This window comes from Streptomyces sp. HUAS MS02, from assembly GCF_055702265.1.
In genome coordinates, this window is the sequence record NZ_CM146747.1 from 716,729 (window position 1) to 738,609 (window position 21,881).

Consider the following 21,881-nt stretch of genomic DNA (forward strand, 5'->3'; position numbering starts at 1 on the left):
GAAAAGCCGGGGCTGCGCCCCAGCCTTTTCAGGCCCGCAGGGCCTGATCTCTTAGGGGCGCGGGGAACTGCGTGAGAAGCCCCACCGGAGCCGCAGCCGACAACGCGCCCCTCCCCGCCCCGCCCCTCAGCACTCGTGCCGATCCCGCCCCGGCGAGTACAGATGGCTGTCCCGGAACTGCCGCGCACCCAACGTTCGCCCGACCATGATCACAGCCGTGCGCAGCACACCCGCCTCCTTCACCCGCCCGGCGATCTCGTCCAACGTGCCCCGGATGATCACCTCTTCGGGCCGCGAGGCGTATGCGACGACCGCCGCGGGACAGTCCGCGCCGTAGTGCGGCAGCAGCTCCTCGACGACACGGTCCACGTACCGCGCGGCCAGGTGCAGCACGATCAGCGCCCCGCTGCGCCCGAGCGTGGCGAGGTCCTCGCCGTCCGGCATGGCCGTGGCACGCTGCGCGATCCGCGTGAGGATGACGGTCTGACCGACCGTCGGCACGGTCAGTTCCCGCTTCAGGGAGGCCGCCGCCGCGGCGAACGCGGGCACGCCCGGCACCACCTCGTAGGGCACACCGGCCGCGTCCAGCCGCCGCATCTGCTCGGCGACCGCGCTGAACACGGAGGGGTCCCCGGAGTGCAGCCGGGCCACGTCGTGGCCCTCCTCGTGCGCACGGACCAGTTCGGCGGTGATCTGGTCGAGGTCGAGCTGGGCCGTGTCCACGAGCCGCGCGTCCGGCGGGCATTCGGCCAGCAGTTCACGGGGGACGAGGCTGCCGGCGTACAGACAGATCTGGCAGGCGGCCAGCCGGCGCGCGCCGCGGACCGTGATCAGGTCGGCGGCACCAGGGCCGGCGCCGATGAAGTACACGGTCATCTGTCTGCCTCCGAAGCGGTGTGGACGGTGTCGCGGGGATCGAGGGGGGCGAAGGGTTTGCGTGCCGCCCACTGGGTCACCGGCATGGCCTGCCGCCACCCGGTGAAGCCGCCGACGGGCACGGCCTGCGCCACCGCGAGCCGTACCAGCTCCCCGCCGTGGCGGCGGTGGGCGTCGGCGAGCAGCGCCTCGGACTCCAGGGTCACGGTGTTGGCGACCAGCCGTCCCCCGGCGGGCAGCGCGGCCCAGCAGGCGTCGAGGAGGCCCGGCGCGGTGAGTCCGCCGCCGATGAACACGGCGTCCGGCGGCGGCAGTTCGGCCAGCGCGGCGGGCGCGGCACCGGTGACGACCCGCAGTGCGGGCACGCCGAGCCGGTCGGCGTTGCGGGTGATGCGTGCGGCTCGTACGGGGTCGCGTTCGACGGTGACGGCCCGGCAGGAGGGGTGGGTGCGCATCCACTCGATCGCGATCGAGCCGGATCCGCCGCCGACGTCCCAGAGCAGTTCGCCGGGGGCCGGGGCGAGCGCGGCCAGGGTGGCGGCGCGTACATACCGTTTGGTGAGCTGTCCGTCGTGCTCGTACGCCTCGTCCGGCAGGCCGGGGACGGCGCCGAGCCGGAGGCCGTCGGGGCTCCGACGGCATTCGACGGCGACGAGGTTGAGGGGGTCGCCGGGCGGGTGCGCGCGTACCGCCCAGTCGTCGGCGGTGCTCACCTCGCCCGTCCGTTCCTTCTCTCCGCCGAGCTGTTCCAGGACGCGCATCCGGCTCGGGCCGAAGCCGCGGTCCCGCAGCAGGGCGGCGACGTCGGCGGGCGTCGTGGCGTCCGCGCTCAGCACCAGCAGCCGGCGTCCGTCGTGCAGGGCGGCGGCGAGCCGGGCCGTGGGCCGTCCGACGAGCGTGACGACCTCGACGTCCTCCAGGGGCCAGCCGAGGCGGGCCGCCGCGTACGAGACGGAGGAGGGGTGGGGAAGGACGCGCAGCCGGTCACCGGCCTCCTCGGCGAGGGCGCGGCCGATCCCGTAGAACATGGGGTCCCCGCTGGCCAGGACGGCGATGCGGCGGCCGGTGTGTGCGGCGAGCAGGGCGGGGACGGCGGGGCGCAGGGGCGAGGGCCAGGCGATCCGCTCGCCCGCGCATTCCGGGGGCAGCAGGTCGAGCTGGCGTGGGCCCCCGAGCAGGACCTCGGCGTCGCGCAGGGCGGCCCGGGAGGCGTCCGGGAGGCCTCGCCAGCCGTCGGCGCCGAGCCCGACGACGGTGACGGCGTACGGCGGTCCTGGTCGTGCGGGGGTCACTGCGGGGTACCTCGGCGGTTCGTGGGCGGCTCTCGGGGACGACAGAGGCGCACTCTACTGGGCGGTGACCTGCGCGCCTCTGTCCGGGGGTTCGTCGGACACACCCCGTCGCGCCCGGTTCCTCAAGTGACCGGCGGGCACGGGCCCCCGCGGCGGGCGAGGAGCAGTGCCACGTCGTCGTTGCGCTCGCGGTCCAGGGCGCCGAGGAGCATGTCGCAGGTCTCCTCCAGAGGGAGTCCGGCGTCGTCCAGCAGCCCGAGCAGACGCTGCAGCCCTGCCCCGACGGGCGTCACGCGGCTCTCCACCAGACCGTCCGTGAACAGGACGAGCAGTGCCCCCTCGGCGAGCTCCCGCTCCTCGACGGTGAACGGCACGCCCCCCACTCCGAGCGGCACCCCGCCGGCGACGTCGAGGAGCTCGGCTCTCCCCTCCGGGGCGACCAGAACCGGCGGCAGGTGGCCGGCGCGGGAGAGTTCACACCGCCCGTGCCGGGGGTCGCAGACGACGTAGAGGCAGGTGGCCAGGGTGTCGGGGTCACCGAGGGAGGTGGCGAGGTCGTCGAGGTGGTGCAGCAGCTCGGCCGGCGGCAGGTCGAGCCGGGCGAGGGCTCGGGTGGCCGTACGGAGCTGGCCCATGATCGCCGCCGCGTGCACGCCCTTGCCCATCACGTCGCCGACGACGAGGCCGACCTTGCCGTCCTTGAGCGGCAGCACGTCGAACCAGTCCCCGCCCACCTCGCTGACGGCGGGCACATAGCGGGAGGCGACCTCGATGCCGCCGTGCTGCGGTGGCTGCTGGGACAGCAGGCTGCGCTGGAGGGTGAGCGCGATGTCGCGTTCGCGTCCGTACAGGCGCGCGTTGTCGATGCAGATGGCGGCGCGCGTGGCCAGCTCGGTGGCAAGGGTGAGGTCCTGGTCGTCGAAGGGCCGGGGCTCGGCTGTGCGGTACAGGCTGAGCGTGCCCAGGACCTCGCCACGCGCCATCAGCGGGGCCAGCAGACAGGAGTGGACACCGGCCCGCCGCAACGCCTGCGCCGCGTCCTCGTCCCGGGCGATGCGCCGGATCGCCGCGTCGTCCACGCGCTCCAGCAGGATCGGCCGCGCCTCGCGTACGCACTGGGTGACCAGCCGGGAGGGTCCGTAATGCGCGGGCTCCCCGACCGGGTCCGGGGCCTCGGTCGCGTCGGTGGGACGGTTCGCCTTGAGGGCGAGCGCCCAGAAGTCGAGGGAGCCGTCCGTGCGCGGTGCGGCCGTGCCGCCGGGGTTGACCACGGAGTCCAGTACGTCGACGGTCGCGAGGTCGGCGAGCTGGGGAACGGCCACCTCGGTGAGTTCCTGTGCCGTCCGACGCAGGTCGAGGGTGGTGCCGATGCGGACGCCGGCGTCGGCGATCACCGCCAGGCGTTCGCGGGCCTTCGCCACCTCGGCCGTCGCCCGCTGCCGCTCGGAGATGTCGATGATCGCCATCGCCAGGCCCAGGACCCGCCCGTTGGCGTCCTGGATGCGGTGGTACGACTCCGAGTACGCGTGTTCCTCGCCGTCCGCGGCTGTCCGGCCCACCGTCTGCTGGTCCAGCAGTGGTTCGCCGGTGCGCAGGACCCGCCGCATCCGTGACTCGATGGCCTCCACGTCGAGGGCGGGCAGCACCTCGCCGACGCGGCGGCCCAGCACGGCCTTCTCGGGGACGCCGTTGATGCGTTCCAGTGACGGGTTGACCCGCACCCACCGCAGATCGGTGTCGAAGACCGCGATGCCGACGGGCGACTGGCTGACCAGGATGTGGGAGAGGGCCAGGTCCCGCTCCACCTCGCGCACGGTGTCGGCATCGGTGCCCAGACCGAGGGCGTGGATGTCGCCCCGGGTATCGCGCAGCTGCATGGTGCGGAACTCCACCCGCCGGGTGGAGCCGTCCTTGTGCCGCACCGGGAAGACGCCGGCCCAGCGCGCGCCGGTGCGCACGCGGTCGAACAGGTCGTGCGCCAGGGACCGGTGCTCGGGGTCCACCAGCAGGGCGCCCGCGTCCTCTCCCAGCGCTTCCGCGGCGCTGAAGCCGAGCAGGGACTCGGCCTCCGGGCTCCACAGCACGATCCGGCCGTCACTGCCCAGGACGAGGGCCGCCACCCGCAGCACATCCAGCAGCCCACCCGGCGCGGCGGTGACGAGATCCTGCCCACCGCTCCCGCTCCGGGTCTCTTCCTCAGGCATACCGGGGCTCCTTCCGGCGGCAGCACAGGGTGCGCTCACCCCGTCCGCCGGGCTCCCTGTCAGTCATACCTCCCGGAACGGGAGACCGCACGCCCGCACGGACACGCCGGAACCGCCCCCACGGCAGACATCGCCCGTGAACCACCGTCCGCCGCGACCACGGCCGCGAGCCGGCCTTGTCCATGGCCACGGACCCTCCGCCGGGCGGGGCGCCGGGCGGCGCCTGTTCCGTCACGAGGCGGCCCTCGGCCCCCGTTCTCAGGCCGCCCGCCGCCGCCCCGCTCTCAGGCCGCCGCGGACGCCCCTCCGTCGTCAGGCCGGCCCTCGCCTATCCGTTGTCGGGCCGGTCGTCCTCCGGTTTCTTCTCCGGGGCTTCCTTCTTCTCCGGGACTTCGCAGGTGATCTCGTCGCGCGGGGTGTAGTGGGTGCGGAAGGGTTCCCGCTTCACCTCCTTGCCGGCGTCGTAGAAGACCCGCTCGACGGTGACGTCGAATCCTTCGAGCGGCGTCTGCGGGACACACTTCTCGTCGGTGCTGACCTTCTTCGCCGGCGGCTTCACGTCGGTCCGGGGGCCCTTCACCGACTTGATCTCGTCGTACTTCCGGGTGCCGAGGAACGTGACGGTCACCGAGGTGTCGGTGGACTCGGCCTGGATGTAGAGGGCCTTGCCGGAGTCGTTGGTGAACCTGAGGTCGAGGCTGCCCCAGGCGACCGTCGCCTCGCGACCCTCCGGGTAGCGCTCGATGTAGAAGGAGTGGGCGCCGTACTCCACCGGCTTGACCCCCGCGAAGAACATCGCGTTGAACATGGTCGTGGCCACGGCGGAGACACCGCCGCCGGCCGCCTTCCTGAACTGGTCGTCGAGGATCATGACGCCCTCGACGAAGCCGTTGGCCTCGGTGCGCTGCCCCACGGTGCGGTTGAAGCTCCAGGTCTCGTCGGGCCTGACGAGGGAGCCGTTGATGAGTTCGGCGGCCCGGCCGATGTTCTTCGTGCGGTACGGGGCCTTCTCGAAGTTCACAGTGAAGGACGACATCTTCTCCGTCAGGCCCAGCCGCGCCGCGTTCTCCCGGGTCACCTCCGGCTGGATCCGCCGTACGGCCACTTCCCCGGTACGGGCCGCGCCCGTCTCGGTGAGCAGCGGCAGCACGGCGCCGCTCAGCGCCTGGTCGGTGACCTCTGCGCCGGGCCGGGCGTCCTTCGCCGCCACGACCCGGTCACCGTCCAGCCCCAGTACGGCGTTCTCGGCCGTGGCGGTGACGCCGGCCAGGGGGCCCGCCACCGACGGGGCGGAGCGCAGGCCCTTGCCGTCGAGCTTCGGGACCAGCCTGCCGGAGTCGTCCGGCCGCATCGTCAGGTGGTCGCCCAGGACGGCGGGGGCGACCGTGAACCTGCTGTCGCCCGCGGTGAGGGTGACGGGCGCCGACATGGCGGGCCGTGCGAACTCGCGCACCGCCCGCCGCACCTCCGCCGCCTCCACCTTCGGCTCGGTCACACGTGCGGGCAGTGCCGTGGGCGGGTCCGCCGCGCCGACCGGGGCCGCCGCGCCGCGTACGAACGAGGCCCGCAGGGTGCCGACCGCGTCGTCCACGTCCAGTGCGTAGCCGCGGTGCGGAGCGACCTGCTCGATTCGGCCGTCCTCGAAGGTCACGGCCCCGTCGCGGGCCCGCTGGTCGAGGGTCTTCGCCAGCTTCCCGAGAGCGGCGTGGGCCTTGCCCTCGTCCAGGCGTACGACCGGTTCGATGTCGTCGCCCGAGCGGAAGAGGCCGCCGATCAGGCCGACCGGATCGTCGGCGGTGCGCGCCGCCCGGTCGACGGTCCGCTCGACGTCGAAGGCGAGTCCGGCCTGCCGTGGGTCGAGGGTCGCGTCGCGGTCGCCGACCTTCACGGGCAGCTGCCGGGAGCCGGCCGCCGTGAGACGGTCGTCCAGCTTGCGGATGGCTTCCGTGCGGGTGAGGCCTCCGATGTTCACCCCGCTCACGGTCGTACCCGCCTCGATCTCACCCCCCATGACGAGCAGGCCGGCCAGATACAGGCCGCCGACACCGACGGTCAGCGCACCGCCCGCCAGGGCGAGGGGCGGTACGGAGGCTATTCGAGGGCGCATGGGGCGCATGGGTCTCCCGGACCGGGGATCTGAGGGCGGCGGGCGGTGGCCTCGGCGGCACACCGCCACGGACGGGGCAAGCACCTCAAGCTACCCATAACGTGCGATCGGATCATATGTCGCAGATCACTCGCACTTTCCCTGGGCGCGGCCCAGGTCGCCCGCACTCCGCCGCGAAGACACATCACGGAGCGATAAACACCATTGCACTGATTGTCACTGCTTCGAGGTAAGCATCTCGTCTGCCTGGTGGCTACGGCCGATCCGGGAGCTAGGTTTTTCGCAGATGAACGGATTCGCCGTGATCCGTCCCGTTCGTTGCCCACCCCTCCCTGACTCCCGGTCGGCGCACCCGTGTGCGCCGGACGACCCGTCGCGCAAGGAGAAAGCCCCCGATGTCCGTCGACAGCGTCCCGGAAGCTCGGACCCCGCCCGACGCGCCGCGGCAGTCCCTGAGCACCGCCGCGGCCCGCAATCTCGCCACCACCACCAAGTCCGCTCCGCAGATGCAGGAGATCACCTCCCGCTGGTTGCTGCGGATGCTGCCCTGGGTGGAGGCCGGAGGCGGCACCTACCGGGTCAACCGACGGCTGCGCCACACCCTCGGCGACGGGCGCGTCGAGTTCGTCCAGGACGGCGCCACGGTTCGGGTGATCCCCCGGGAACTCGGTGAGCTGGCCCTTCTGCGCGGATTCGACGACACGGACGTCCTCACCGCACTCGCCGACCGCTGCGCACAGCGCGACTTCGCGGCGGGCGAAGTCCTCGCCGAGCGCGGCAGCCCCGCGGACCGGATCCAGCTGATCGCCCACGGCCGGATCAGCCGGACCTCCGAGGGCGAGTACGGCGAAGAGATCGCCGTCGAGATGCTCGCGGACGGCGACCACTTCGGGGAGAAGGCGCTGACGGACTCCGACGTCCGCCACGACAGCACGTTCACCGCCGAGACCTCGGGCACCCTCCTCACCCTCTCCCGCGCCGACTTCGCCGCCGTCCAGGACTCCGCGCCCCACCTCCGGGCCCACGTCGACACGTTCGCCTCCCGCGCGCGGCGGCGGCAGAACAAGCACGGTGAGGCCGAGATCGCGATGTCGGCCGGCCATGTCGGCGAGGCGGACCTGCCGGGCACCTTCGTCGACTACGAACTGGAGCCGCGCGAGTACGAACTCTCCGTCGCGCAGACGATTTTGCGCGTCCACACCCGGGTCGGCGACCTCTACAACGGTCCGATGGACCAGAGCGAGGAGCAACTACGGCTCACGGTCGAGGCCCTGAGGGAACGTCAGGAACACGAGCTGATCAACAACCGTGAGTTCGGGCTGCTCCACAACGCCGATTTCAAGCAGCGCATCCAGCCCCGCTCCGGTCCGCCGACCCCGGACGACATGGACAACCTGCTCTGCCGACGGCGCGGCACGAAGCTGTTCCTCGCCCACCCCAGGACGATCGCCGCCATCGGACGCGGCCTGAACGCCTGCGGTCTGCACCCCGACCACGTCGACCTCGGTGGGCAGTCCGTGCCCGCCTGGCGCGGAGTGCCCATCCTGCCCTGCGGCAAGATCCCGATCAGCAAGGAGCAGACCAGCTCCATCATCGCGATGCGTACGGGTGAGAAGAACCAGGGCGTCATCGGCCTGCGGCAGACCGGCCTCCCGGACGAGTACGAAGAGGGCCTCTCCGTGCGGTTCATGGGCATCAACGAGCAGGCGATCATCTCCTACCTCGTCAGCACCTACTTCTCCGCGGCGGTGCTGCTGCCCGACGCCCTCGGCGTGCTGGAGAACGTGCAGATCGCGGCCAGGCCGCGCTGAGTCCGGGTCCACGCCGGTCCACGCCCGTCCACGGTTCTGCGCCCGCCCCGCCCGCGTCATGCCGCTGTACACCCACACGCCCGTACGCCCATGGGCCCGTACGCCCGTCGCCCGCATGCCCTTACGCCAATACGCCCGCACGTCGGAGCACCCACCCCACCGCAGCAAGGAGCCGCCGATGCCCGACTCCGGGCCCCTCGGATCATCACCCCCTGAGCAGCGGCCGTCACCGCCCACAGCTGTGCCGGACGCCCCCGCCCCGGTGGTCACGGACCCTCCGGTCGCGCCGATCCCCTCCGGCTTTCTGGCATCACTGCACCCGCCGGTCACGCTTCCCTCCCCGCCACCGCCGACGCCGGTGTCTCCGCCCTCCCCGGCACCGTCGCCCGTGTCCCCGCCCTCCCCTGCTCCGGCGCCCACCGGCTCCGTACCGGAGGTGCCTGACACGACGGTGCCTGCCACGACGGCGGCCGACCCCGGTTCCGCCCTCCGGGCGGTCCTGCGGGGACCGACCGGGCCGGGCACGGCCTCGCTCGCCGTGGCCGGACGGTACGGCCCGCCCCTACCGCGTCCGCAGTCCCCGGCACCCACTCCGTCCGCCGATGGGCGCGCGGTCCCCGGCCTCTACCACCACCCCGTCCCGGAACCCGATCCCGCACGCGTCGAGGAGGTGAGCCGCCGGATCAAGCGCTGGGCCGAGGACGAGGTCAAGCTCTATCCCGAGGAGTGGGAGGGTCAGTTCGACGGCTTCTCCGTCGGCCGTTACATGGTCGGCTGCCATCCCGACGCCCCGACGGTCGATCACCTGATGCTCGCCACGCGGCTGATGGTCGCGGAGAACGCGGTGGACGACTGCTACTGCGAGGACCACGGCGGGTCGCCCGTCGGTCTCGGAGGGCGCCTCCTCCTCGCGCACACCGCGCTCGACCACTTCCACACCACCGCGGAGTACGCGCCGGCGTGGCATGAATCCCTCGCCTCGGACGCCCCGCGCCGGGCGTACGACAGCGCGATGGACTACTTCGTCCGCGCTGCCACGCCCTCCCAGGCCGACCGCTACCGGCACGACATGGCGCGGCTGCACATGGGCTACCTCGCCGAGGCCGCCTGGGCGCAGACCGGTCACGTTCCGGAGGTGTGGGAGTACCTGGCGATGCGCCAGTTCAACAACTTCCGCCCCTGCCCGACGATCACCGACGCCGTCGGCGGCTACGAACTGCCCGCGGACCTGCACGCCCGGCCGGACATGCAACGGGTCATCGCCCTGGCCGGCAACGCGACCACCATCGTCAACGACCTCTACTCGTACACCAAGGAACTCGACAGCCCGGGCCACCACCTGAACCTGCCGGTGGTGCTGGCGGAACGCGAGCGGCTCTCCGAGCGAGACGCCTATCTGAAGGCCGTCGAGGTCCACAACGAACTCCAGCACGCCTTCGAGGCCGCCGCGGCGGACCTCGCGCAGGCCTGCCCCGTGCCGACCGTGCTGCGTTTCCTCAAAGGCGTGGCCGCCTGGGTCGACGGCAACCACGACTGGCACCGCACCAATACCTACCGCTACAGCCTGCCCGATTTCTGGTAATGAGAAGAACGGATATGTCTATGACCACTGAAACGACCTCCACCCCTTCCTCCACCACCGCCACCGCCACGGCCACCGCGAAGATCCCGGCCCCGGCGACCCCGTACCAGCAGGACATCGCCCGCTACTGGAACAACGAGGCACGCCCCGTCAACCTCCGTCTCGGTGACGTGGACGGCCTCTACCACCACCACTACGGCATCGGCGCCGTCGACCACGCCGCGCTCGGCGACCCGGCGCACAGCGAGTACGAGAAGAAGCTCATCGCGGAGCTGCACCGGCTGGAGTCGGCCCAGGCGGAGTTCCTCATGGACCACCTCGGCACCGTCGGCCCCGACGACACCCTCGTGGACGCCGGCTGCGGGCGCGGCGGGTCCATGGTCATGGCCCACCGTCGCTTCGGCAGCAAGGTCGAGGGCGTCACGCTGTCGGCCACCCAGGCCGAATTCGGCAACAGGCGCGCGCGGGAACTGCGTATCGAGGACCACGTCCGTTCCCGTGTGTGCAACATGCTGGACACGCCCTTCGAGAAGGGCAGCATCGCGGCCTCGTGGAACAACGAGTCGACCATGTACGTCGACCTCCACGACCTGTTCGCCGAGCACTCCCGCATCCTGAGGCCCGGCGGGCGGTACGTGACCATCACCGGCTGCTGGAACCCCCGTTACGGCCAGCCGTCGAAGTGGGTCTCGCAGATCAACGCCCACTTCGAGTGCAACATCCACTCCCGCCGTGAGTACCTGCGCGCCATGGCCGACAACCGGCTGGTACCGCACACGATCATCGACCTCACCCCGGAGACGCTGCCCTACTGGGAGCTGCGGGCCACGTCCTCGCTGGTCACGGGGATCGAGGAGGCGTTCATCGAGTCCTACCGGGACGGCTCCTTCCAATACGTCCTGATCGCCGCCGACCGCGTATGACCCACCCTCGCGGGGCCGAACCCGTTTTCCCTACGGGCGGCCCCGCGAGGCGCAACGTCGTCGATGCGGCAACGTCGTCGATGCGGGGACGGACGGTGTCGATGCGGCGACGGCGTCCTTCGTTCCGGGTTCGTCGGTGAAGCACGCGGTGTGCCTCAGAAGGTGATGAGGACCTTGCCGAGGAGGCCGCCGGCCTCGAAGCGCTCGTGGGCGGTGCGGATGTCGTCGAGCGGGAAGCGGTCGGCGATCCGCAGCCGCAGCTCGTCGGTGTCGACGAGCCGGGCGAGCCTGGCGAGGTCGGTGGCGTTCTCCTGGACGTAACTCTTGCGGGCGCCCGGGACGTCGGGCAGGGGGTGATCGGCGATGGAGACGAAACGCCCTCCGGGGGCGAGGGCCGCGGCCACGTCCGCACCGGCGGTGTCGAGGACGGCCGCATACCGTCCGCGGGGCAGGTCCCGCGGACGGTGCCAGGCGCGCTCCGCGCCGAGCTCCACCGCGGCCGGCTCATGGCCGGGCCGGGAGACCAGGGCATCGACGTGAGCGCCGGCCGAGCGGGCGAGTTGGAGCGCCAGGCCGCCGACCGCCCCGGCGGCACCGACGACCAGAATGCGCTCGCCGGCGCTCAACTCCGTGGCCCGCAGGGCCTGCAAGGCGGTCGTGCCGGCCAGCGGGAGGGCCGCCGCGTCCGCCAACGGCACGCTGTCCGGTGCGGGTGCGAGCAGATGGCCGGGCAGGGCGACCAGCTCTGCCCAGGTGCCGCGGCCGGTGGCGATGTGCGCGGACATGGCGATCACGTGGGCGCCCACCTCGTGGGCAGGGTCGTTGCTCGCGACGACCCTGCCGGAGATGTCCCAGCCGAGCGTGGTCGGCAGCGGCGGGCCGACCTCCCAGGCGCGGGTCTTGCAGTCCACCGGGTTGAGGCTGCTGGCCGCGGTGCGGACAAGGACTTCACCGGCGGCCGGTTCGGGTGCGGCAACCTCGCGGAGGGCCAGGACGTCGGGACCGCCGTGGCGGTCGATCTGGACAGCGCGCATGGTCAGAGGGGACCTTCCAGGGGTGGGTTCGGGGATCAGACAGCGGTGCCCACCGGGGCATCGCCGGTGGGCTGCGCGGTCCTCGTCCGGGACAGGATCAGGTAGCTCAGGGCCAGGCCGGTCAGGCTGAGTACGGCCCCGGCCAGGCCGGTCCAGCGCAGCGCGCCGGCGGCGACGGCCCCGCCGAGCGCGTAGGCGGTCACCGCCTGCCCCGCAGTGCTCTGCGGCACCTGAAGATCCGCGCCGACCTCGGGCAACATGCCCGCGACCAGGTATTCCGACGTACCGACGACGATGACGCTCGCGCACAAGGCCGCGAGCGAGGCAGCGTTCCTACTCATGCCGGGAAAGCTAGAGTCTCACATCGGTGTGAGAGTCAAGCGGCGTCGCCCGCCCGAGACATCCATGAGGAGGATGACGTGCGGATCGGTGAACTGTCCCGCAGGACCGGCGTACACGAACGGCTGCTGCGCTACTACGAAGAACAGAACCTGCTCCGGCCCCAGCGGCGGCCCAGCGGCTACCGCGAATACAGCGAGGCGGACGTGGACACCGTGCGCCGCATCCGCAGCCTGCTCGCCGCCGGCCTGAACACCGCCACCATCGCGACCATCCTGCCCTGCCTGCGTGACGACGGCGAACGCCTGGTGCCGACCTGCTCCGACCTCCTCGCCGACCTGACCAAGGAACGCGAGCGGATCACCAAGGCCATCACCGATCTGCAGACCTCCCGCGCCGCACTCGACAGAGTCATCGCCGCGGCCCCCGCCGATGTCGCGGAACGCGCGACAAGCAGCGCGACAGCCCGCAGCACACGGGCATGACCGCCACCGGCCCCGAGTAGCGCTGCCACCGTCGGCGACGTCCCTACCCGCAAGTGCCGAGGAAGGCACAGCCGCGCGCGTTGCAGGAGCTTCCCGTCTGTTCCCGTGTTCCCGTGTTCCCGTATGACCAGGACCTGACCGATCCCGGATGCGGCCGCGAATCGGTCGGGGCCCGCGTGCCAGAATGGAGAAGTCCGTCCTCCGCCCCGGCTTCTTCGAGGTTCCTTTCGTGTCCCAGCCCGTCGGCCGTGTGCCCCAGCGCCGCAACGCGCGGTCCAACCGGGCCCGCATCCTGGCCACCGCGCGCCAGGAGCTGGGGCGGAATCCCGACATCACCCTGGAGGAGCTGGCGCGCGCCTCCGGTGTCGTGAGGCGCACGCTGTTCGGGCACTTCCCCGGACGGGCGGCGCTGCTCGACGCGCTGGCCGAGGAGGCCGCGGAGGCGCTTCAGGCCGCCGTCGCGGTCGAGGCGGGGGCGACGGAACCGGCGGATCGGGCGCTCGCGCACTTCTCGTTGTCGCTGTGGCCCGTGGGCGATCGCTATCGGATGCTCCTGGCGCTGGCTCGACGGGACCTCGGCATGGACCGGGTCGCCGGGATCCTGGAGCCCGCCCGGGTCAGGGTCACGGCCATCGTGGAGCGGGGGCAGCGGGACGGCGTCTTCCACTCCCACCTGCCGGCCCCGGTGCTGAGCGCCGGCCTGGAGGCGATGACGGTCGCCCTGCTGGAAGAGGTCAACACCGGGGCGCTGGAGGACGACGGCACCCGGGTGGCCGTCACCACGCTCATCGCGGCCGGCGTGCCGGAGAAGCAGGCGCGGGCCGTCGTCGACGAGGTGGCCGCCGAGGGCTGAAGCCGCCCGCACACATTTCGACGCGACCCCGACGCAAAGGCGCCGGGGTCTTTCCGCGTCCACCCTCGCTCGGCGCTCGCACCGGTCGGCTCCGGCTGACCGGCGGCCTGCTCGCTGTGGACGGGCCCTGATCAACCGAGTACGTCCCTGCCGTCGACAGCGGATTCAGCACTCTGGGCGGCTATATCACCCTTGTTCCCCGAACAGACATGCCATGTCTGACGAAACTGAAGGCGTACCTGTCAGAAACATTGACGTCATCACGCCCCAAATCTATCTTCTGCTCGAACTACCGCACATTGTTCGCAATTTCGAACGACGAAAGGGCTCGCTACAGCGATCGGCCAAGCGGACCGGCCAAGCCGGAGGAAGAGTTGAGGAGACCCGTGAGAACGCTGCTCGCCCTCCAGGACACCGCCGCCGCGGCCGCCCCGTCGGCCGGGCAGGCCACGCGGTACACGACGACCGCGTTCACCGATTCCGGTGAGTCGAACATGTACCTGTACGACTCACCGGAGGGCCCGGGCCCGGTTCCGATCGACAACGGCGGCTGGACCACTCCGACCGAACTGCCCGGCCTCACCGGCTTCGCGCGCTGTCCGACGGCTCTCCACATCGCCCCGGTGCGCGCCTCCAGCACCACCGCCGTCAAGCAGAGCGCCGCTCTCACCGTCGTGCCCGGCCTCGCCGACGCCGACCGCTGCTCCTTCCGCGACTCCTGCGCCCGCTCTCTCCGCCACCTGCACCACCTGCACCACTACGTCTACACGCCGCGTGTGAGCCCCTTCCAGAACACCGACACCTTCCGCGCCGACAGTTCCTTCACCGTAGTCACCTCCTGGGCCTGACCACCTCCGCTCACAGAAAGGTTCAGATGTCTTCCTCCCTCAGTAGACGGCGCCTCCTGCAAGCAGCCGGGGCCACCGTCGCCGCCTCTGCCACGGGGTCCCTCCTCGGCGCATCCTCCGCCCATGCGGTCGTCCCTCCCGCCAGGGCCGACATCGGGGTCTCGGCCCACCCCTTCGAGATCGGCCAGGTCCGGCTGACCGCGAGCCGCTGGCTGGACAACCAGGACCGTACGCGGAACTACCTACGGTTCGTCGACGTGGACCGGCTGCTGTACAACTTCCGCGCCAACCACAGGCTGTCCACCAACGGCGCGGCCGCCACCGGCGGCTGGGAGGCGCCCAACTTCCCCTTCCGCACCCACGTCCAGGGCCACTTCCTCACGGCATGGGCGCAGTTGTACGCCGTGACCGGGGACACCGTCTGCCGGGACAAGGCCACGTACATGGTGGCGGAGCTGGCCAAGTGCCAGGCCAACAACGGTGCCGCCGGTTTCAACGCCGGTTACCTGTCCGGATATCCCGAGTCCGACTTCACCGCTCTCGAGCAGCGGACCCTGTCCAACGGCAACGTGCCGTACTACACCATCCACAAGACCCTCGCCGGCCTGCTGGACGTGTGGCGCCTCATCGGCAGCACCCAGGCCCGTGATGTACTGCTCGCCCTGGCGGGATGGGTCGACCTGCGCACCGGTCGGCTGACGGCTCAGCAGATGCAGGCCATGCTGCAGACCGAGTTCGGCGGCATGAACACCGTGCTGACCGACCTCTACCAGCAGACCGATGACGCGCGATGGCTCACGGTCGCCCGGCGGTTCGACCACGCCGCGGTGTTCGACCCGCTGGCGGCCAACCAGGACAAGCTGAGCGGACTGCACGCCAACACCCAGGTGCCCAAGTGGATCGGGGCCGCGAGGGAGTTCAAGGCGACCGGTACGACCCGTTACCGGGACATCGCCACCAACGCCTGGAATTTCACCGTCGACGCGCACACCTATGCCATCGGCGGCAACAGCCAGGCGGAGCACTTCCGTGCCCCGAACGCCATCGCCGGCTACCTGAACAACGACACGTGCGAGAGCTGCAACACCTTCAACATGCTCACCCTCACCCGTGAGTTGTTCACGCTGGACCCCAACCGGGCCGAGCTGTTCGACTACTACGAGCGGGCGTGGCTGAACCAGATGATCGGCCAGCAGAACCCGGCCGACGACCACGGTCACGTCACCTACTTCACCCCGCTCAAGCCGGGCGGCCGGCGCGGTGTGGGCCCGGCGTGGGGCGGCGGCACCTGGAGCACCGACTACGGCACCTTCTGGTGCTGCCAGGGCACGGGCCTGGAGATGCACACCAGGCTGATGGACTCCATCTACTTCCGCACCGACACCACGCTCATCGTGAACATGTTCGTGCCCTCGGTACTGAACTGGACGGAGCGCGGCATCACGGTCACCCAGACCACCTCGTACCCGACCAGCGACACCACGAACCTGCAGGTCACTGGCAGTGTCAGCGGAACCTGGGCGATGCGCATCCGTATCCCCGGCTGGACCACCGGGGCCACCGTCAGCGTCAACGGTGTCAGGCAGAACATCGCCACCGAGCCCGGCAGCTACGCCACCCTGAGCCGTTCCTGGACGTCCGGCGACACGGTCACCGTCCGCCTGCCCATGCGGGTCGTGATGCGAGCGGCGAACGACGACGCGAACGTCGCCGCGATCACCTACGGACCGGTCGTCCTGTCCGGCAACTACGGCAACACCGCGCTCAGTTCGCTCCCGACGCTGAACACGTCCTCGATCACGCGGACCAGCAGCAGTTCGCTCGCCTTCACCGCCACCGCCAACGGCTCCACCGTCGACCTGGGCCCGTTCCACGACGCGCACGGCCACAACTACACCGTCTACTGGAACACCACCGGCAGCGTCCGTCTGGTCAACGCGGCCAGCGGTCTGCTGCTGGGCATCCAGAACATGTCCACGGCCGACGGCGGTCGCGCACTGCAGTGGTCGGACAACGGCACCGCCGACCACGACTGGTACATGATCACCGACGGGGACGGGTTCCGCTTCCGCAACGCCCACAGCGGCAAGGTGCTCGGCGTCCTGAACATGTCCACCGCGGACGGCGCGACGGTCCTGCAGTGGTCGGACAACGGCACCGCCGACCACCGGTGGACGCTGCTCGACCAAGGGGACGGCACCTACAAGATTCGCAACGCCAACAGCGGCAAGCTGCTCGCCATCGCGGGCAACTCCACCGCCGTCGGCGCGTTCGCGGTCCAGGACGCGGACGACGGCACGACCGACAACAGGTGGCGCATCGTGCGGAACTGAGTCCGCCGCGGAACCGGGGCTCCATCGCTCCCCGCCTTCCATCGCCTGCTTGATTTCCCGACCATCGTTCGGAATTCAGAACGTAGGGCCTGCTCGCCCTGCAGCGCTGACCGGGCGCGTCATCCCGAGCTCGTGACCATGCCCCCAACGCCCGCACAGCGGCTTCCCCTGTGCGGGCCAGGAAGGACCCCCCTCATGGCCCCCCTCACACGACTGCTACGCCTCCTCACAGCCACCGCGCTGACGCTCACCGCCTGCGTCACCGCCTCCGCCGGTTCGGTCGCCGAGGCCGCACCGGGCAGCCCCGCGCTCACCCCGCCCCTGGGCTGGAACAGTTGGAACAGCTTCGGATGCGGGATCACCGAGGCGCAGGTCCGCCAGGCCGCCGACGCGATGGTGTCCTCCGGTATGAAGGACGCCGGCTACCAGTACGTCGTCGTCGACGACTGCTGGTTCGACCCGCAGCGTGACAGCGCGGGGAACCTCCGCGCCAACCCGACCAAGTTCCCCAGCGGCATGAAGGCGCTGGGCGACTACATCCACAGCAAGGGCCTGAAGTTCGGCATCTACCAGGCGCCCAACGAGAAGACGTGCGCCCAGGGCGTGGGCACCTACCCCGGCTCCACCGGCAGCAAGGGGCACGAGGCACAGGACGCCGCGTCGTTCGCCTCGTGGGGCGTGGACTACCTCAAGTACGACTGGTGCTCCGGCAACGGCACCCTCAGCGAGCAGATAGCGCAGTTCACCACCATGCGTGACGCCCTGCGCGCCACCGGGCGTCCGATCGTCTACAGCATCAACCCCAACAGCTTCCACGCCCCCACCGGCGCCTCCTACAACTGGGGCGAGGTCGCCGACCTGTGGCGGACGACCGAGGACCTGCTCGACATCTGGCAGAACGGCAACACCAACAGCTACCCGATGGGTGTCGGGAACGTCCTGGACATCACCGCCCCGCTGGCCGCGCAGTCGGGCCCGGGCCACTGGAACGACCCCGACATGCTGGTCGTCGGGCGTCCCGGGCTGTCGCTGACCGAGGCCCGCTCCCACTTCGCCCTGTGGTCGCTGCTCTCGGCTCCCCTCATGGCCGGCAATGACATCCGCACCATGTCCGCCGACGTGAGCGCGATCCTGCGCAACCCCCGCCTGCTGGCGGTGAACCAGGACTCGCTGGGCGCGGGCGGGCGCCGGGTGCGCGACGACGGCGCCACCGAGGTCTTCGCCAAGGGCCTGTCCGACGGCTCGGTCGCCGTGGGCCTGTTCAACCGGGGCGACAGCACCGCCACGATCACCACCAACGCCGCACAGGTCGGCCTCACCGGAGGGTCGTTCACCCTCACCGACCTGTGGACCGGCGGCACTTCCAGCACGTCCGGTCAGGTCTCGGCGAGCGTCCCGGCGCACGGTGTCGCCGTGTTCAAGATGAGCGGCGGCAGCCCCCTGTCCTCCACCACGGCGCGCCTGCGCGGTACCGGATCCGGCCGTTGTCTGGATGTGGAAGGCGGCAGCACCGCGGCCGGGACGGCGACGTTGATCTGGGACTGCCAGACCGCGGCCAACCAGCTCTGGACCACCTGGGCCGGGGGCGAGATCCGCGTCTTCGGCGACAAGTGCCTGGACGCCAACAACCAGGGCACCACCAACGGCACACAGGTCATCATCTGGCCCTGCAACGGCCAGAACAACCAGAAGTGGACCACGCAGGCCGACGGCTCGATCCGCAACGTCAACGCCGGGCTGTGCCTCGACGTCAACGGGGCCGCCACCGCGAACGGGACGCGACTGATCCTGTGGACCTGCAACGGCCAGAACAACCAGAAGTGGACGTCTCTGGCGTAACCAGCCCCCGGCGGGCAAGGGGGCGGCCCCACTGCAGCGTGCCTCGTGCCGCGCTGCAGTGGGGCCGCCCTCCTCCACCGGAAGGTGGTGTGTGCGGGCCCGGCCGACTTGGGTGAGGCCCACGACGCTGGAGGAGGCTGTCGCCGGTGAAGGAGGAGAAGGAGCCCTGGTCGCGGTACCGGTCGGCGACAGCCCTGGACGTGATGACGGCGCCGAGAGGGTGCCTGTTGCCCACGGCCCTGGCGACGCAGACGATGCGGAACACCGCCGAACGCTGCATCAACCGCCGCACGCAGTAGGCCACCCCCGGGTGTGCACGGATCAAGCCTCCCGGGTCGACGCAGGCAGAGTCGTCACCACGAACAGCCACCTCCGCGTAGCAGGGAACCTCGCTTCAGCATGAAAGGTCGGTTGGTTCGGTGGTCACGTCAGAAGGCTGGTGCGGACGGCTCTGCAGGTTGGCTCGGGCGACGTGCCCCGAGCACAGCGTCTCGTAGCCGGTCCTGAGCCATCGTCAGGCACGCGTACACCGCGCCTTCCGCCGTCGACAGGCCGATCACCTGCGTCACTGCCTTCATCTCTGGGACCGCCGGAAGGCTCTGGCCCAGTCGTCTGCGTACCTCAGGAAGCACTTCTTCGACGACCGGGCGCAATCGACCCACGAAATAGACCGTTTCCGGGTCCAGCGTCACGGCGACGACGCTGACAGCAGTCGCGATCGCCGTGGTGAATGCTTCCAGCACCTCGGCATGCGGCATCTCCTCGTGCGGTCGTAGCCAAAGGTCTTCGATGCGTTCCAGGTCGAGGCCGCGCCCTCGAGCAAAGCGAAGGAGACCTCTCGTGCTCAGCAGCTCATCGAGGAGCTCATCGTCGACCCCGGAGGAGAGCACCCCGATGTCCCCGAAGGTAGGCGTCCGCCCGCGGGCGAGATCGTGTTCTGCGCAGCTGGCGAAGTTCAGGTTGGTGCTGAGGCTGAAGAGCGCGGCATTCCGGACGGTGGCGTCGTTGGTGAGGATCCCGAGCAAGGACGCATTGGCGTCACTGTCGAGGAGCACGGGAGCATTGATCAGGTCTTCAAGGGCTCGCTGGAGATCGGAGCCGGCGAAGATTCTCATCGACTCCGCCGGGCCGAAGATCTCGTTGCCGTTCCGGATCCGGCCAGGCACCGCGGCGACGACCTGGCGCAGCGGCCCCTGTGCGGATTCGCCGGCCTTCGCAATCAAGCCGACCAGCCATTCGGCGGCGGTCCCGACCTCGTCGTGGTCCGCGGTGGGAACCGTCACGTGGTCGACCTCGCGGCCCCTCAGATCGGTCACGAGGACACAGGTGGTCTGCGCGCCGAAGCTGATACCGACGACGTGCCCGGTCGTGCCGGGCACGTCCAGATAGGTGGACCGGCGGCCGCGGCCGACAACCTCATCGACTCCGCCGTCGATGACGAAGCCATCCGCCCGGAGCTCCTCCACGGCTCGGGACACCGTGGCCTTGCTCAAGCCCGTGAGTTCGATGAGCTCGTTCCGCGTCAAGGGCGCCCGAGTCAGGACTACATCAAGGACCGAGGCCTTGTTGTAGTCGCGCGGGGTGGGATTGCTGGTCACCTCATGACCATAGCGAGCCCGATACGCCGAACGAGCCGGGCCCGGTGCCCTTCGCGGTCAGCCGCTTGTGAATGCCCCCAACGACCTTGGCGGCGTTGGACCCACCGCGCCCACAGAGCGACTTGACCGCATGACGCCGAGCTTACGATCACGGTCAACGTCGGCAACGCCTCAACGTCGCACGTCGGACCGGCTGAGTGCCCAGGAACTCGGGGTGCTTCGCCTCGGGCAGGCTCGATGATGTTGCGCCCGTCGCGGAAGCTTCCAGGGGCGATGGATCAACGCCGAGCACCGGACAGGCCCCCTCCAGATTATTGTTTCAGGCTGGAACTGGAACTGGTAGGGTCTTGGCCATAGCAGCGAGCAACTCCGACGGAACCAGGCCGAAAGGTGTGCCGACGATGACTTCGACGCTGAGTCGAGCCCTTGCCCACTACCCCAACCGGTTCGACCCGGGCGGACTGAGCGAACTCCCCGAACACCTCCAGGCGACCGTCCGACGCCGGAACAAGGTGCTCGGTCCTGGCTATACGCTCATCTACAAGGAGCCGGTCGAGTTCGTCTCCGGTCACGGTGCCCACCTGATCGACCGCGACGGCCACGACTACCTCGACGCGTACAACAACGTTCCGTGCGTCGGGCACGCCCACCCGCACGTGGCCGAGGCCGTCTCCCGCCAGATGGCGGCAGTCAACACCAACACCCGCTACGTCCAGGAGTCGCTGGTCGACTATGCGGAGCGGCTTCTCGCGACCTTCCCCGAGGAACTGTCGAAGCTGAGTCTCGCGTGCAGCGGATCAGAGGCCAACGACCTCGCGGTGCGGGTGGCGAGGTTCCACACCGGCGGTGAGGGAATCATCGTGACCCGCTGGGCCTACCACGGCCTCACTCGTGAGGTGGCGAGCTTCTCGCCGACTCTGGGCACAGGATCACCGCTGGGACCCAACGTCCGGCTCATCGATCCTCCCGACCCGCGCATCGTCACGCCCGGATCCACGCTCGCCGAGCACATGCGCAACCAGGTGCGCGGCGCGATCGACGACCTCGAGCGCCACGGTTACCGGCTCGCGGCGCTGATCACCGACTGCGCCTACTCCAGCGATGGAATCTTCACGGACCCGGTCGGTTACATGAAGACCGTGGTGGAGGAGGTGCACGCGGCCGGCGGTGTCTACATCGCGGACGAGGTGCAGTCGGGATTCGCCCGGCTCGGGGATTCGATGTGGGGCTTCACCCGCCACGCCGTGCTGCCGGACATCGTCACCATGGGTAAGCCGATGGGCAACGGATTGCCGATCTCCGGAGTGGTTTTCCGCCCCGAGGTCTGCGAAGAATTCGGACAGAACGTTCGCTACTTCAACACCTTTGCCGGCAGTTCGATCCCGGTGGCCGCCGGCGCCGCGGTCCTGGATGTCTTCGAGAACGAGAACGTGCAGCAGCGCGCTCTCGAGAACGGTACGGCTCTGCGCGCAGGGCTCCAGGAGATCACGAAGAATTCCCCTTACATGGCCGAGGTGCGCGGCAGCGGTCTCTACGTCGGTGTGGAGCTCGTCAAGGACCGGGAGAAACTGGAACCCGACCGCTCACGTACCGAGGACATCATCAACGACATGCGCGACCGTCGGATCCTCATCAGCGGCACGGGCAGAGCCGCGAACGTTCTGAAGATCCGCCCTCCGCTGGCCTTCACCTCCGCCGATGTGACCCGATTCCTGGAGACCTTCTCCGAGGTCGCGAAGGACCGTCTGTAGCACGCT

The 21,881-nt window shown here is 70.4% G+C and carries 17 protein-coding genes; 10 read left to right on the top strand and 7 right to left on the bottom strand.

What is annotated here, in order from left to right; all coding sequences use genetic code 11:
* Positions 1–126: 126 nt before the first annotated feature.
* From cobM to ACZ9QC_RS03180, 4 genes are all read right to left on the bottom strand, one after another.
* The gene (gene cobM / locus ACZ9QC_RS03165) at positions 127–876 is read right to left on the bottom strand and encodes a precorrin-4 C(11)-methyltransferase (protein ID WP_472918700.1); all 750 of its coding nucleotides are present in this window, start codon (positions 874–876) and stop codon (positions 127–129) included.
* Entirely contained in the window at positions 873–2,168 is a 1,296-nt protein-coding gene (cbiE, locus tag ACZ9QC_RS03170) for a precorrin-6y C5,15-methyltransferase (decarboxylating) subunit CbiE (RefSeq protein WP_472918701.1), read from the bottom strand. Before cbiE ends, cobM begins: the two co-directional genes overlap by 4 nt.
* A gap of 122 nt (positions 2,169–2,290) precedes the next feature.
* A complete protein-coding gene (locus ACZ9QC_RS03175; protein WP_472918702.1) occupies positions 2,291–4,372 on the bottom strand; it encodes a SpoIIE family protein phosphatase in 2,082 nt (693 codons plus the stop codon).
* Between the two features lie 328 nt (positions 4,373–4,700).
* Positions 4,701–6,479, bottom strand: a complete 1,779-nt coding sequence (locus ACZ9QC_RS03180) for a VanW family protein (protein ID WP_472918703.1) — start codon at positions 6,477–6,479, stop codon at positions 4,701–4,703.
* A gap of 395 nt (positions 6,480–6,874) precedes the next feature.
* Between ACZ9QC_RS03180 and ACZ9QC_RS03185 the strand changes: the two genes are divergently transcribed.
* From ACZ9QC_RS03185 to ACZ9QC_RS03195, 3 genes are all read left to right on the top strand, one after another.
* Positions 6,875–8,290, top strand: coding sequence for a family 2B encapsulin nanocompartment shell protein (locus ACZ9QC_RS03185; protein ID WP_472918704.1), 1,416 nt, complete (start codon positions 6,875–6,877; stop codon positions 8,288–8,290).
* Between the two features lie 178 nt (positions 8,291–8,468).
* Positions 8,469–9,872, top strand: coding sequence for a family 2 encapsulin nanocompartment cargo protein terpene cyclase (locus tag ACZ9QC_RS03190; RefSeq protein ID WP_472918705.1), 1,404 nt, complete (start codon positions 8,469–8,471; stop codon positions 9,870–9,872).
* Positions 9,873–9,892: 20 nt separating this feature from the next.
* A complete protein-coding gene (locus tag ACZ9QC_RS03195; protein ID WP_472918706.1) occupies positions 9,893–10,795 on the top strand; it encodes a geranyl diphosphate 2-C-methyltransferase in 903 nt (300 codons plus the stop codon).
* Between the two features lie 155 nt (positions 10,796–10,950).
* Here ACZ9QC_RS03195 and ACZ9QC_RS03200 read toward each other — a convergent pair whose 3' ends face one another.
* Together ACZ9QC_RS03200 and ACZ9QC_RS03205 are read right to left on the bottom strand one after the other, a co-directional pair.
* Entirely contained in the window at positions 10,951–11,829 is an 879-nt protein-coding gene (locus ACZ9QC_RS03200; RefSeq protein ID WP_472918707.1) for an NADP-dependent oxidoreductase, read from the bottom strand.
* 35 nt (positions 11,830–11,864) lie between these two features.
* Positions 11,865–12,170, bottom strand: coding sequence for a hypothetical protein (locus tag ACZ9QC_RS03205; RefSeq protein ID WP_472918708.1), 306 nt, complete (start codon positions 12,168–12,170; stop codon positions 11,865–11,867).
* Between the two features lie 78 nt (positions 12,171–12,248).
* Between ACZ9QC_RS03205 and ACZ9QC_RS03210 the strand changes: the two genes are divergently transcribed.
* From ACZ9QC_RS03210 to ACZ9QC_RS03235, 6 genes are all read left to right on the top strand, one after another.
* On the top strand, positions 12,249–12,653 hold the full coding sequence (locus ACZ9QC_RS03210) for a MerR family transcriptional regulator (protein ID WP_472918709.1): 405 nt from the start codon (positions 12,249–12,251) through the stop codon (positions 12,651–12,653).
* A gap of 229 nt (positions 12,654–12,882) precedes the next feature.
* Positions 12,883–13,506, top strand: a complete 624-nt coding sequence (locus ACZ9QC_RS03215) for a TetR family transcriptional regulator (RefSeq protein ID WP_472918710.1) — start codon at positions 12,883–12,885, stop codon at positions 13,504–13,506.
* Between the two features lie 386 nt (positions 13,507–13,892).
* Positions 13,893–14,354 (top strand): AbfB domain-containing protein, encoded by a 462-nt coding sequence (locus ACZ9QC_RS03220; protein ID WP_472918711.1) that lies wholly within the window; start codon positions 13,893–13,895, stop codon positions 14,352–14,354.
* 26 nt (positions 14,355–14,380) lie between these two features.
* Positions 14,381–16,687 (top strand): beta-L-arabinofuranosidase domain-containing protein, encoded by a 2,307-nt coding sequence (locus ACZ9QC_RS03225; protein WP_472918712.1) that lies wholly within the window; start codon positions 14,381–14,383, stop codon positions 16,685–16,687.
* A 195-nt stretch (positions 16,688–16,882) separates the two neighbouring features.
* Positions 16,883–18,526, top strand: coding sequence for a glycoside hydrolase family 27 protein (locus ACZ9QC_RS03230; protein ID WP_472918713.1), 1,644 nt, complete (start codon positions 16,883–16,885; stop codon positions 18,524–18,526).
* A 146-nt stretch (positions 18,527–18,672) separates the two neighbouring features.
* Positions 18,673–18,825 carry a hypothetical protein gene (locus ACZ9QC_RS03235; protein WP_472918714.1) on the top strand — a complete coding sequence of 51 codons (153 nt, stop codon included), beginning with the start codon at positions 18,673–18,675 and terminating at the stop codon, positions 18,823–18,825.
* Between the two features lie 129 nt (positions 18,826–18,954).
* On the opposite strand, the gene ACZ9QC_RS03240 is transcribed toward ACZ9QC_RS03235, so the two are convergent.
* A complete protein-coding gene (locus ACZ9QC_RS03240; RefSeq protein WP_472918715.1) occupies positions 18,955–20,124 on the bottom strand; it encodes an ROK family transcriptional regulator in 1,170 nt (389 codons plus the stop codon).
* A 401-nt stretch (positions 20,125–20,525) separates the two neighbouring features.
* On the opposite strand from ACZ9QC_RS03240, the gene ACZ9QC_RS03245 reads away from it, so the two are divergent.
* Positions 20,526–21,875, top strand: coding sequence for an aspartate aminotransferase family protein (locus ACZ9QC_RS03245; protein ID WP_472918716.1), 1,350 nt, complete (start codon positions 20,526–20,528; stop codon positions 21,873–21,875).
* Positions 21,876–21,881: the final 6 nt, after the last annotated feature.